The sequence below is a fragment of the Mycobacterium sp. NGS48 genome (genome assembly GCF_059812585.1).
Map to the genome: position 1 here is coordinate 54,714 of NZ_JCALCY010000006.1, position 12,228 is coordinate 66,941.

Consider the following 12,228-nt stretch of genomic DNA (forward strand, 5'->3'; position numbering starts at 1 on the left):
CTCCGGACAGGTTTGGTCGTTGGGACAGGTCGCTAAAAACAGATCACGTACCCGTCGAGGCTACTCGACGGCTTCCACGCTGGCCAAACTGGCGTTCGGCGCGCGTCGAGTGTGAACGGGTTGCGAAAAAAGCCGAAATCTCACAGCAGCTTCACGTTCGCCGTTTTGCGCAGGTCAGTGTGCCGCCGTGTCCCAGCTGCGGCCATAGCCCAGCGACACCTCGAGCGGTACGTCAAGCGGGTAGGCGCCGCACATTTGCTCGCGCACCAAGGCTTCCAACTTCGCACGCTCACCCGGCGCGATTTCGAAGAGCAATTCGTCGTGTACCTGCAGCAACATCCGTGATGCCAGGCCGGTATCGGTGAGTGCTTTGTCGACGTGGATCATCGCCACCTTGATGATGTCGGCGGCGCTGCCCTGGATCGGCGCGTTGAGCGCGGCCCGCTCGGCGGCCTCGCGCACCTGACGATTGCTGCTGTCCAGTTCAGGCAGGTACCGCCGGCGACCGAGCACCGTGGAGGTATAGCCGTCCTTGCGGGCCTGTTCGACAACCGCCATCAGGTAGTCGCGTACGCCGCCGAACCGGGCGAAGTAGGCGTCCATCTGGTCCTTGGCCTCTTCGGTGGAGATTTTCAGCTGCTGTGAGAGGCCGTAGGCGCTCAGCCCGTATGCCAGCCCGTAGGACATCGCCTTGACCCGCCGGCGCAGCTCGCCGGTGACCTCCTCGATCGGAACTCCGAAGGCCCGGGATGCGACGAAGGAGTGCAGATCCTCACCGGTACGGAAGGCCTCGATGAGCCCGGCGTCCTGCGACAGGTGCGCCATGATCCGCATCTCGATCTGGCTGTAGTCGGCGGTCATCAGTTCGCCATAGCCGTCGCCGACGATGAATGCGTCGCGGATCTGGCGCCCGGCGTCGGTGCGAATCGGAATGTTCTGCAGGTTCGGCTCGGTCGACGACAGACGGCCGGTCGCGGCGATGGTTTGGTTGAACGTGGTGTGAATGCGGCCGTCGGCGGCAACCGAATTCAACAGCCCGTCGACGGTGACTTTTAGCCGGGTCACGTCGCGGTGGGTGAGCAGATGCTGCAGGAACGGGTGTCCGGTCTTGTCGAACAGCGACTGCAGAGCGTCGGCGTCGGTGGTGTATCCGGTCTTGGTGCGCTTGGTTTTCGGCATTTCCAGCTCGTCGAACAGCACCACCTGCAGCTGTTTTGGTGAGCCGAGGTTGATCTGCTTGCCGATCACCGCGTACGCCGCTTCGGCGGCATCGCGGATCTGATCGCCGAATTGGCTTTGCAGCGCGCTCAATTGGTCGAGGTCGACGGCGATACCGGCGGCTTCCATGCCCGCCAGCACCCCTTGAACTGGCAGCTCCATCTGGCCCAGCAGCGACGTGGAGTCGATGCGGTCCAGTTCAGCGTCGAGCGCGTCAGCCAGATCGATAACTGCGCGGGCCCGCAGAATGGCGGTCTGGATTGCCTGACCGTCGACGCCGTCCGTATCGTCGAGCAGCGAAAGTTGCTGCTGCTCAGGGGCTTCCGCGCGCAATTCGCGGCGCAGATAACGCAGTGACAGATCGTCGAGGGTGAAGCTGCGCTGCCCCGGCCGGACCAGGTAAGCGGCCAGCGCGGTGTCGGAGGTGACGCCGTTGAGTATCCAGCCGCGCCCGCCCAGATCGTGGATGGCCAGCTTGGCCTCGTGCAGCGCCTTGGGCTTGCCGTGGTCGGCGAGCCAGGCGGCCAGCGCAACCTCGTCGTCGGGTGTAAGCGTGGCGGTGTCGATGTAGCCGCCGTCACCGTCGGCGGCGGCGATGGCCAGCGCGGTGGCGTCGCCGTCATAGGCGACGTGCGAGCCGACCACGGTAAGACCGGACCGGCGCCCGTCGCCGGCGTGCTCGGCCAGCCACTGGGCGACTGCGCCGGGTTCCAGGGCACCGCCGCGGACGTCGAATCCCTCGTCCACCTCGGGTTCGACGGCGGCCAGGGTTTCGAAGAGCCGGTCCCGCAGCACCCGGAATTCCAGCTGGTCGAAGAGCTGGTGGATCTGGTCGCGGTCCCATGGCTGCATCCGCAGCGTGTCGGGGGTCTGCGCTAGCGGCACGTCCTTCACGAGGTCGGTGAGCTCGCGATTGCGCACCACGCCGGCCAGATGCGCACGTAGCGCGTCGCCGACCTTGCCTCTGACACTGTCGACGTTGTCGACCAGTGATTGCAGCGACCCGTATTCGATGATCCACTTGGACGCCGTCTTCTCCCCCACCCCCGGGATCCCCGGCAGGTTGTCGCTGGGGTCCCCGCGCAGCGCGGCGAAGTCGGGATACTGCTTGGGTGTCAGCCCGTATTTCTCGATCACGGCCTCGGGGGTAAAGCGGGTCAGCTCGCTGACGCCTTTGCGTGGGTAGAGCACCGTGACGTCGTCGCTGACCAGTTGCAGCGAGTCGCGGTCGCCGGTGACCACCAGAACGCGGTAGCCCTCGTCTTCGGCCTGGGTGGCCAACGTCGCGATCAAGTCGTCGGCTTCGAAGCCCGCCTCGGCGAGGACGGTAATGCCAAGTGCAGCAAGGACTTCCTTCGTGACATCGATTTGGCCGTGGAACTCGTCGGGAGTCGTCGAGCGGTTGGCTTTGTATTCCGGGTAGCGCTCGGAGCGAAAGGTCTGCCGCGACACATCGAACGCGGCGGCGACATGTGTCGGCGACTCGTCGCGCAACAGGTTGATCAGCATGGCGGTGAACCCGTAGACCGCGTTGGTAGTCAGCCCACCCGCGGTCTTGAAGTTCTCCGCCGGCAGCGCGTAGAACGCCCGGAACGCCAGCGAATTGCCGTCCAGCAGCATCAACGTCGGCTTGTCGTCAGCGGCCTGGCCGGCCGGCGCCTTCCTGCTCGCTGTCTTCGCTGGGCTCACGGCCTCAACTCTAGGCACCGGGTCCGACGCTGCGCCCGCCGCCGTAAAACTGCAACACGTTTCAGTTTTGCAGTGGTTGTCGGTACGCTGGCTCAGTGCCAACAGCTACCCACCAAGAGCCGGCAATCGACGGCTGGTTCGCCACCGACGAGTCCGGGGCGCCCCATCTGATCGGCGCCAAGTGCCCGCAGTGCGGCACCTATGTGTTCCCGCCCCGGGCCAACAACTGCCCCAATCCGGCGTGTGACAGCAACGTCCTCGAATCCGTCCCGCTCTCGCGGCGCGGCAAAGTGTGGAGCTACACCGAAAACCGCTATCCGCCGCCCCCGCCCTATCCGGCGGCTGACCCGTTCGAGCCATTCGCGATCGCCGCGGTGGAATTGGCCAATGAGGGTCTGATCGTTCTGGCCAAGGTCGTCGAGGGCACGCTGGCCGCCGATCTGAAGGTCGGCATGGAGCTGGAGCTGACCACGATGCCGCTGTTCACCGGCGACGACGGTGTGCAGCGTCTGACCTACGCCTGGAGGATCCCGTGAGCGCACCTGACCCGGTGTACATCCTGGGTGCGGGCATGCATCCCTGGGGCAAATGGGGCAACGACTTCACCGAATACGGCGTGGTCGCCGCCCGGGCCGCCCTGGCTGAGGCGGGGCTCGATTGGCGGCAGATCCAGTTGGTGGCCGGCGCGGACACCATTCGCAACGGCTATCCCGGTTTCATCGCGGGGTCGACGTTTGCCCAGAAGCTGGGGTGGAATGGCGTGCCGGTGTCCTCCAGCTACGCCGCCTGCGCCAGCGGATCGCAGGCTCTGCAGAGCGCTCGGGCGCAGATTCTGGCCGGGTTCTGCGACGTGGCGCTGGTGATTGGTGCCGATACCACGCCGAAGGGCGCGTTCGCGCCGGTCGGCGGCGAACGCAAGAACGACCCGGATTGGCAGCGGTTCCACCTCATCGGGGCGATGAACCCGGTGTACTTCGCGCTGCTGGCCCGCCGCCGGATGGACCTCTACGGCGCGACGGCCGAGGATTTCGCGCAGGTGAAGGTCAAGAACTCGCGGCACGGGCTGCACAATCCGAATGCCCGCTATCGCAAGGAATCCGCGGTCGAGGATGTGCTGGCCAGTCCGGTGGTCGCTGACCCGCTGCGTCAGCTCGACATCTGCGCCACTTCCGACGGCGCGGCGGCGGTGATTGTGGCCAGCGCCAAGTTCGCCCGCGAGCACCTGGGTTCGCTCGACGGCGTGCCGTCGGTGCGCGCGGTCAGCACGGTCACGCCGCGCTACCCGCAGCATCTGCCCGAATTACCCGACATCGCAACCGATTCCACCGCGGTAGTGCCGGCACCGGAGCGGGTGTTCAAGGACCAGATCCTCGACGCCGCCTATGCCGAAGCCGGCGTCGGGCCCGAAGACGTGAGCCTGGCCGAGGTGTACGACCTGTCCACGGCGCTGGAGCTGGACTGGTATGAGCATCTCGGCCTGTGCGCCAAAGGTGAGGCTGAGGCGCTGCTGCGCAGCGGCGCGACGACGATCGGCGGCCAGGTGCCGGTCAACCCGTCGGGCGGACTGGCCTGCTTCGGCGAAGCCATCCCCGCGCAAGCGATCGCCCAGGTCTGCGAGCTCACCTGGCAGCTGCGGGGCCAAGCGACCGGTCGCCAGGTCGAGGGCGCAACCGTTGGCATCACCGCGAATCAGGGCCTATTCGGCCACGGTTCCTCGGTGATCGTGGCCCGCTAGCCGCTGCTCCCCCCTTGCGCGAGGGTGCGGAGTTGTACGGCGATTCCCGGCGGGGCGCGTACAAGCGTGCACGCTGGGCCTGGCTAAGCGGTATCGGTATCGAGCGTCTCCAGCACGACTTCGGCCACCTTTCGCATGGTGGTCCGCCGGTCCATCGCGGCCCGCTGAATCCACTTGAACGCCTCCGGTTCGCTCATGCCCTGCTTGGCTTGCAGTAGACCTTTGGCTCGTTCGACGAGCTTGCGGGTTTCCAGCCGGTCGGACAGCGTCGCCACTTCGCGTTCGAGCGCGCTGATCTCGCTGAATCGGCTCAGCGCCAACTCGATCGCCGGAACCAGGTCGCTGGCCGTGAAGGGTTTCACCAGATAGGCCATTGCCCCGGCGTCGCGGGCGCGCTCGACCAGGTCGCGCTGGCTGAAGGCGGTCAGCACCACGATCGGCGCAATGCGTTTGGTGGCGATCTCCGAAGCGGCGTCGATGCCGTCGCGTCGCGGCATCTTCACGTCCATGATCACCAGGTCGGGCTGGAGCTGTTCGGCCAGTTCGACGGCTTCCTGGCCGTCGCCGGCCTCACCGACGATGTCGTAGCCCTCTTCGCGCAGCATTTCGGCCAGGTCGAGCCGGATGAGCGCCTCGTCCTCGGCGATCAGCACCCGGCGCGGAGCGGGAGCATCAACATCTGTCGTTGAGCCGGTCATGACGGACATTGTGTCGTGGGTCGCTGTGAGCGACGACCGCGGGGTTGTGAGCAGAGGCAGCTGCCCGAATCCTTTAAGGTGGGATGCCGGCGGGGTTGCCTGCCGCAGATGCCCTCGTATCCCAACTGGCAGAGGAAACGGATTCAAAACCCGTACAGTGTGAGTTCGAATCTCACCGAGGGCACCATCACGTCTGATGCGCAGCCGGTTTTCTTTCCAACAGGCCGAGCAGCGCCGACGTCACCTCGTCCGGCCGTTCTTCCATGACGTAGTGATCAGCGCCGCCAAGCCGCGTCAGCGTGGCGTCCGGGATACGCGCGGCAAGCTCGAGCGCGGTGCCCAACGGAATGTATGGATCGCGGTCGCCCCAGATGATCGCAGTCGGACAATCGATTTCAGCGAGCCCGTCCGCAAGCCGAGGTATCCGCGGCAGGTGATAGTGCGCGAAGAACTCGACGAACGTCCTTCTGCCGCGCGCGTCGTCCATCCAACCGAGATATTCGTTTTCCAATATCGCGTCGAAGCAGCCGAGTTGCCGGTAGCGGCGCAGCGCATAGTGGTGAATGCGACGAAGCGGCAGCCGCTGCAGCAGACCGGGCGAATGGACGGCCGCCCAGCACTGCGCGACGGAGAACCGGTAGAACCACGGCTGAAAAACACTGTGCCCGCGGGTGTTCAACAGCGCCAAGCGCTGCACCCGCTCTGGATACCGCATGGCGTAACCCAGGCCGAGGAACCCGCCATAGTCGTGCGCGACAAGATTGACTTGTTGCAAGCCCAACGTTTGCACCAACTGCTCGATTCTTGCGACTTCGGTGTCGTAGCTGGGCGGTGTCGCGGGCGGTTCGGAGCGGCCGAAGCCGGGCCAGTCCGGTGCGATCACCCGGTGGTTCATCGCTAGGTCCGAAATCTGATGGCGCCAGCACGACGAACTCTGCGGATAGCCGTGCAACAGCAGGACGGGTTCTCCGCTGCCTTGGTCGATGAAGTGCACCCGCCGACCGTCGATATGGCAAACCGAGCTCATTTTGTACAAACTAGTATAAAATTAACGAGGTTGCCAGCATTAATGACGGATAGGTACACATGCCGACATCGGAACCCAAACCGCGAGGCCGCCCGCGTGCCTACGATCCCGACCTGGCGCTCGCGGACGCGCGCGACACCTTCTGGGGGGCCGGGTACGCGGGCACCTCGCTAGACGAGCTCGCGAGCAGGATGGGCATGAACCGCCCGAGCATCTACGCCGCGTTCGGCGACAAGGAGGCGCTATATCTCAAGGCCGTCGAACGCTACGCGGACGACAGCCGCGCAGCGCTGGCGCACCAGCTCGCTCAACCACGCCCGCTCGCCGATGGGTTGCGCGCGGTCTATGACGGCGCGACGCGCTGGTATCTGGCCGGCGATGACGGACCCCGGGGGTGTTTTCTGATCGGCACCGCAGTCACCGAGGCACGCCGCAACGAGAAGGTACGTACCGTCGTCGAATCGACCTTCGATGCGTTCACCCAGCTCTTCACCGACCGCTTCGAGCAGGCCGAGCGCGACGGCGAGCTGGCACCTCTCCCACCGGCCGCGCTAGCCCAGCTTGCCACCGGCGCGCTCAACACCCTGGCGCTGCGGACCCGGACCGGCACGCAACCGGATGTGATCAACGCCATCATCGAGGCGGCCGTGCACGTTATCTGTGCCGCCGACCAGGGCACCCAGGACTAGTGCTGTTCACCATCGGCCACGGCGCCAAAACCGCCGAGGAGCTGGCCGCGGTGCTGCGCCAACACGACATCGGGCTGCTGGTCGACGTGCGCAGCTTCCCGGGTTCGCGCCGCAACCCCGACGTTTCCAAGCAGGTCATGCCGGACTGGTTAGGTGAGGCGGGGATCGAGTACCGCCATGAGGCCGATCTGGGTGGGCGCCGCAAGCCGCCGACCACACCGATTCCGCGAGACCGGTGGTGGGAGAACCAGTCGTTTGCCAACTACGCCGCCCACACCCGCACAGGGGCGTTTCGCGCCGCATATCAGCAGCTGCTGCGAGACGCCGACACCTGCAATGTTGCGATCATGTGCGGGGAGCCGACCTGGTGGCGTTGTCACCGGCGGATGATCGCCGACCTGGCCACCCGCGATGGACGGCTGGTGCAGCACATCATGCCCAATGGGTCACTTTCCGAACACCACATGTCGGAGTGGTTGACCGAGGAATTACCCGAGGAGTTCTGACCGGAGATTGTTAGGCTTTTGGCGTGGCGGCTAAGAAATGCGGCGTGCCACCGGCAAGGACCGCAGGTATGTCGCGATCGCCGGACTGCGTAGCAGCAGCGCGGGCTGAGTCGCGCGCCCGCAACCAGCATTACGTCGACAGCGCCGCACGGCGGATCCGGGTGCTCAACATCAACACCATGCTCGCGATGTTCGTGAGTGGCGGCTTCGGGATTCTTCAACTCTTGACAGTGCCCGGCGCGTGGCGCACCGGCGCGATCAACGTGGCGGCCGCAGTCATCTTCGCGCTAATTCCCTTGCTGCACCGCTTCGGTGAACTAGTTGCGCCGCTTACCTTTATCTGCACGGCGTACGTGTCGATATTCATTGTCTGCTGGGACGTGGGCACTGCTTCGGGCTTGCAGTTCTACTTCCTGGTTGCGGCCTGCCTGGTAGTGCTGCAACTTGGTATCGAGCACATCATCCTGGCTTCGGCGCTGGCAGCCCTGGCCGCCGGTCTGGTGATCGCGTTGGAATTCCTGGTTCCACGCGACACCGGAATTCAGCCGCACTGGGCCCAGTCAATGGGTTTCGTCGTCACCACCGTTTCCGCATGCGTGATGGTGGTGGTGACGCTGGCTTACGCGCTGCGCGAAATCGGCCGCGCCGAAGCAGTGATGGAAGTCGAATACGACCGCTCTGAGGCGCTGCTGGCCAACATCATGCCGGCCAGCATCGCGGCCCGCCTGAAGGACCCGGCCCGCGACGTCATTGCCGACAAGTACGACGAAGCTTCGGTCCTGTTCGCCGACATAGCCGGTTTCACCGAACGAGCCAGCGACGCCGCCCCTGCCGACGTCGTCCGCTTCCTGAACCGGCTTTATACCGACTTCGATGCGCTGGTCGATAAGTACGGGCTAGAGAAAATCAAGGTCAGCGGTGACTGCTACATGGTGGTCAGCGGAGTGCCGTGGCCGCGCCGCGACCACATGGAGGCGTTGGCACAACTCGCGCTCGATATGGCCAGTGCCGCCGCCAACCTCGAGGATCCGCATGGCTGCGCAGTCCCGATGCGCATCGGTCTTGCCACCGGTCCCGTGGTGGCCGGTATCGTCGGCTCCCGCCGCTTCTTCTATGACGTGTGGGGCGACGCGGTCAATGTCGCGTCCCGGATGGAGTCCACCGATGCCGTGGGGCGGATCCAAGTGCCCGAGGCAGTTTACCAGCGGTTGAAAAATGACTTTGTGCTTGAGGAGCGCGGTGACGTCGAGGTCAAGGGCAAAGGCGTGATGCGGACCTGGTATCTGATTGCCCGCAAACCTGATACCGGTTTCGACGACGCTCACGCTGAGGCACCCCAGACCGCAAGAGTTTAACGCCTGGCAATCCCAGCACTGGAACAGCGGCCATGTGGGAGAATTCGCGCATGCACCCAACCGCTATCCCAAACTTGTTGCCGCATTTGTGGAAGTCCACTTTGGTCTCGGGCATTCTGGCGCTGGCCCTCGGCATTTTGGTGCTGCTCTTGCCCGGAGACTCGATCCTCATTGCGGCTGTCCTCTTCGGCATCTACCTTCTTATCACCGGGATCGCTCAAGTGATCTTCGCGTTCAGCCTGCATATCTCCGCCGGCGGGCGAGTGCTGCTATTTATCAGCGGGGCTGCCTCGCTGATTCTGGCTGTGCTTTGCTTCCGGCACTTCGGCGAAGGCTATGCGATCCTCTTGCTAGCCATCTGGATTGGGGTCGGCTTCATATTCCGCGGTGTGGCCACGACGATTTCGGCTATCAGCGATCCCGTCCTGCCGGGCCGCGGCTGGCAGATCTTCCTTGGTGTGATCAGCCTGTTGGCCGGCATCGTCGTGATCGCATCGCCCTTCGAATCGCTGTGGATCCTGACACTGGTCGTCGGCATCTGGCTGATCGTCATCGGCGTGTTCGAGATCGTCTCGTCGTTCGGTATCCGCAGTGCATCCAAAGCGCTCAACCGCGGGATTGGCCAACCCATATCCAGCGAGCCGTCCGGAGGGATCTGACCGCTACGACCGTGAGCTTCACGACATCGTGGTGGATCATTACCCACACAGCTACTACACTGCGTCGTAGTTGGTCGTAGCAGTACGCGCTCCGCAGTTTGGGGAGATGTCAGATGGACGTCGTCGACGTATCGCGGTGGCAGTTCGGGATTACCACCGTCTACCACTTCATATTCGTGCCGCTCACGATCGGTCTGGCGCCGCTGATCGCGGTCATGCAGACGGTATGGGTGGTCACCGACAACGTCGCCTGGTATCGGCTCACTAAGTTCTTCGGCAAGCTGTTTTTGATCAACTTCGCGCTCGGCGTGGCAACCGGGATCGTGCAGGAATTCCAGTTTGGGATGAATTGGAGCGAGTATTCCCGGTTCGTCGGCGACGTCTTCGGCGCGCCACTGGCCATGGAAGGTCTGGCCGCGTTCTTCTTCGAGTCCACGTTCATCGGGTTGTGGATCTTCGGTTGGAGCAGGCTACCCAGGTTGGTGCACCTGGCGTGCATCTGGGTTGTCGCGATCTCGGTCAATGTGTCCGCGTTCTTCATCATTGCGGCCAATTCGTTCATGCAACATCCGGTCGGCGCGCACTACAACCCGGAAACCAAGCGTGCCGAACTGGACAGCATTATGGCTCTCTTCACGAATAACACTGCCCAGGCCGCGGTCTCACATGCTGTCACCGGCGCGTTGTTGACCGGCGGAACATTCGTCGCTGCGGTGTGCGCGTGGTGGATGGTGCGCTCGCACAACGGAACCGTCCGTGACGACGCGCGCACCATGTACCGCCCTGCCACGATTATGGGATGCTGGGTGGCACTTGCGGCGGCGGTCGGATTGTTCTTCACCGGTGACTGGCAGGGCAAGTTGATGTTCGTTCAGCAGCCGATGAAAATGGCGTCGGCAGAATCACTGTGCGACACGGCCACCGACCCCGACTTCTCCATCCTGACCGTCGGCCGGCAGAACAACTGCGATGCTCTGACCCGCGTCATCGAGGTGCCGTATGTTCTGCCGTTTTTGGCCGAGGGTCGATTCAACGACGTGACGCTGCAAGGCGTGCGCGATATCCAGCGCGACTACCAAGGCCAGTTCGGCGTAGGCGACTACCGGCCCAACCTGTTCGTCACATACTGGGCGTTCCGCGCGATGATCGGATTTCTGGCGATTCCGCTGCTGTTCGTGCTGACCGCGTTGTGGCTGACCCGCCGCGGCCGCATCCCCGATCAGCGGTGGTTCTCGTGGCTGGCGTTATTGACCATTCCCGCACCGTTTTTGGCCAACAGCGCCGGCTGGGTATTCACCGAGATGGGCCGCCAACCCTGGATCGTCGTGCCCAACCCCACCGGCGACCAGCAGGTCCGCCTCACCGTCGCCGAAGGCGTGTCAAACCATGCGCCGGGCATGGTCGTCACCTCACTGGTGACATTCACGCTGGTGTATGCGGTGCTGGCGGTCATCTGGTTCTTATTGCTGAAGCGCTATGTGGTGGAAGGACCGCAGGAACACGACGCCGAACCGGCGCCGCCCAGCCCACCCGACGCCAACGAGGTGGCACCCCTGTCGTTCGCTTACTAGAGAGGAGTTGACCTGTGGCACTTCACCAGCTGTGGTTCGGCTTGCTCGCGGTGTTGTTCCTCGGATTCTTCATCCTCGAGGGTTTCGACTTCGGTGTAGGCATGCTCATGGAGCCCCTGGCTCGGCTGGGCAGCGGCGACCCGGAGATGAATCGGCGTACCGCACTCAACACCATCGGCCCGGTATGGGATGGCAACGAGGTGTGGCTGATCACTGCCGGCGGAGCGATGTTCGCCGCATTCCCCGGCTGGTACGCCACCGTATTCTCCACGCTCTACCTGCCGCTGCTGGCGATCCTCTTCGGCATGATCCTGCGTGCCGTCGCCATCGAGTGGCGCGGCAAGATCGACGACACGCAGTGGCGCGGATGGGCCGACTTCGGGATCGCGGCCGGCTCCTGGCTGCCCGCAGTGCTGTGGGGCGTGGCGTTCGCGATCCTGGTCCGCGGCCTGCCGGTGGATGCCAACCACCATGTTCACCTGTCGATCGCCGATGTGCTCAACACCTATACGGTGCTGGGCGGTTTGGCTACGGCGAGCCTGTTCTTGTTCTACGGCGCGTTGTTCATCGCGCTGAAAACATCGGGCTCGATCCGCGACGACGCGTTGCGGATCGCGGGGTGGCTGTCGCTACCGGTGACGGCATTGGTTGGTGGCTTCGGGATTTGGACGCAACTGGCTCACGGCAAAACCTGGACCTGGCTGGTATTGGCCGTCGCGGTCGTGGCGCAATTGGCAGCGGTGGTTTTGGTGGCCGGCCGCGGGCGCGAGGGGTGGGCGTTCTTCGGCGCCAGCCTGGTCGTCGCCGCGGTGGTGGTGTTGCTGTTCGGCGCGCTGTATCCGGACCTGGTGCCATCGACGCTGAACCCGCAATGGAGCGTGACGATCGAAAACGCGTCCTCCACCCCGTACACCTTGAAGATCATGACGTGGGCGGCGGCGATCTTCGCGCCGTTGGCCATGGTGTACCAAGGCTGGACATATTGGGTTTTCCGCCAGCGCATTTCGGCTGATCGGATACCGTCGGCGATTGGGCTGGTGAGGCGAGCATCCTGATCGCAAGCAGTCGAGCACCGCTGGAC

At 64.2% G+C, this 12,228-nt stretch carries 11 protein-coding genes and 1 tRNA gene; 9 read left to right on the forward strand and 3 right to left on the reverse strand.

Annotated features, from left to right (window positions below):
• Nucleotides 1-174: 174 nt before the first annotated feature.
• Nucleotides 175-2,838 (reverse strand): DNA polymerase I, encoded by a 2,664-nt coding sequence (polA, locus tag AC5Y42_RS13375; RefSeq protein WP_499899013.1) that lies wholly within the window; start codon nucleotides 2,836-2,838, stop codon nucleotides 175-177.
• A 164-nt stretch (nucleotides 2,839-3,002) separates the two neighbouring features.
• On the opposite strand from polA, the gene AC5Y42_RS13380 reads away from it, so the two are divergent.
• Together AC5Y42_RS13380 and AC5Y42_RS13385 are read left to right on the forward strand one after the other, a co-directional pair.
• Nucleotides 3,003-3,443 carry a Zn-ribbon domain-containing OB-fold protein gene (locus AC5Y42_RS13380; protein WP_499898752.1) on the forward strand — a complete coding sequence of 147 codons (441 nt, stop codon included), beginning with the start codon at nucleotides 3,003-3,005 and terminating at the stop codon, nucleotides 3,441-3,443.
• Nucleotides 3,440-4,642: a lipid-transfer protein gene (locus tag AC5Y42_RS13385; RefSeq protein ID WP_499898753.1), complete on the forward strand. Its 1,203-nt coding sequence runs from the start codon at nucleotides 3,440-3,442 to the stop codon at nucleotides 4,640-4,642. The genes AC5Y42_RS13380 and AC5Y42_RS13385 overlap by 4 nt, the downstream gene beginning before the upstream one ends.
• Before the next feature lie 83 nt (nucleotides 4,643-4,725).
• Here AC5Y42_RS13385 and AC5Y42_RS13390 read toward each other — a convergent pair whose 3' ends face one another.
• Entirely contained in the window at nucleotides 4,726-5,340 is a 615-nt protein-coding gene (locus AC5Y42_RS13390) for an ANTAR domain-containing response regulator (protein ID WP_499898754.1), read from the reverse strand.
• Nucleotides 5,341-5,450: 110 nt separating this feature from the next.
• On the opposite strand from AC5Y42_RS13390, the gene AC5Y42_RS13395 reads away from it, so the two are divergent.
• Nucleotides 5,451-5,527, forward strand: a tRNA-Leu gene (locus AC5Y42_RS13395).
• Here the strand turns inward: AC5Y42_RS13395 and AC5Y42_RS13400 are convergent.
• Nucleotides 5,528-6,367, reverse strand: coding sequence for an alpha/beta fold hydrolase (locus AC5Y42_RS13400; protein ID WP_499898756.1), 840 nt, complete (start codon nucleotides 6,365-6,367; stop codon nucleotides 5,528-5,530).
• A 59-nt stretch (nucleotides 6,368-6,426) separates the two neighbouring features.
• Here AC5Y42_RS13400 and AC5Y42_RS13405 point away from each other — a divergent pair, with 59 nt between their 5' ends.
• The 6 genes from AC5Y42_RS13405 (at nucleotide 6,427) to cydB (ending at nucleotide 12,202) form a co-directional block, all read left to right on the forward strand.
• Nucleotides 6,427-7,056, forward strand: coding sequence for a TetR/AcrR family transcriptional regulator (locus AC5Y42_RS13405; protein ID WP_499898757.1), 630 nt, complete (start codon nucleotides 6,427-6,429; stop codon nucleotides 7,054-7,056).
• The gene (locus tag AC5Y42_RS13410) at nucleotides 7,056-7,562 is read left to right on the forward strand and encodes a DUF488 domain-containing protein (RefSeq protein ID WP_499898760.1); all 507 of its coding nucleotides are present in this window, start codon (nucleotides 7,056-7,058) and stop codon (nucleotides 7,560-7,562) included. Before AC5Y42_RS13405 ends, AC5Y42_RS13410 begins: the two co-directional genes overlap by 1 nt.
• 23 nt (nucleotides 7,563-7,585) lie before the next feature.
• Nucleotides 7,586-8,917, forward strand: coding sequence for an adenylate/guanylate cyclase domain-containing protein (locus tag AC5Y42_RS13415; RefSeq protein WP_499898761.1), 1,332 nt, complete (start codon nucleotides 7,586-7,588; stop codon nucleotides 8,915-8,917).
• 32 nt (nucleotides 8,918-8,949) lie between these two features.
• Nucleotides 8,950-9,576: an HdeD family acid-resistance protein gene (locus tag AC5Y42_RS13420; protein ID WP_499898763.1), complete on the forward strand. Its 627-nt coding sequence runs from the start codon at nucleotides 8,950-8,952 to the stop codon at nucleotides 9,574-9,576.
• 113 nt (nucleotides 9,577-9,689) lie between these two features.
• Entirely contained in the window at nucleotides 9,690-11,147 is a 1,458-nt protein-coding gene (locus AC5Y42_RS13425; protein ID WP_499898764.1) for a cytochrome ubiquinol oxidase subunit I, read from the forward strand.
• Between the two features lie 14 nt (nucleotides 11,148-11,161).
• Nucleotides 11,162-12,202, forward strand: a complete 1,041-nt coding sequence (gene cydB / locus AC5Y42_RS13430; protein WP_499898766.1) for a cytochrome d ubiquinol oxidase subunit II — start codon at nucleotides 11,162-11,164, stop codon at nucleotides 12,200-12,202.
• Nucleotides 12,203-12,228 lie beyond the last annotated feature (26 nt).

Bases quoted from the DNA above. Each gene is read 5' to 3' on its own strand.
- AC5Y42_RS13420 (WP_499898763.1), top strand. From the start codon at position 8,950: ATGTGGGAGAATTCGCGCATGCACCCAACCGCTATCCCAAACTTGTTG.
- AC5Y42_RS13400 (WP_499898756.1), bottom strand. From the start codon at position 6,367: ATGAGCTCGGTTTGCCATATCGACGGTCGGCGGGTGCACTTCATCGAC.
- AC5Y42_RS13425 (WP_499898764.1), top strand. From the start codon at position 9,690: ATGGACGTCGTCGACGTATCGCGGTGGCAGTTCGGGATTACCACCGTC.
- AC5Y42_RS13390 (WP_499898754.1), bottom strand. From the start codon at position 5,340: ATGACCGGCTCAACGACAGATGTTGATGCTCCCGCTCCGCGCCGGGTG.
- AC5Y42_RS13405 (WP_499898757.1), top strand. From the start codon at position 6,427: ATGCCGACATCGGAACCCAAACCGCGAGGCCGCCCGCGTGCCTACGAT.
- polA (WP_499899013.1), bottom strand. From the start codon at position 2,838: ATGCTGCTGGACGGCAATTCGCTGGCGTTCCGGGCGTTCTACGCGCTG.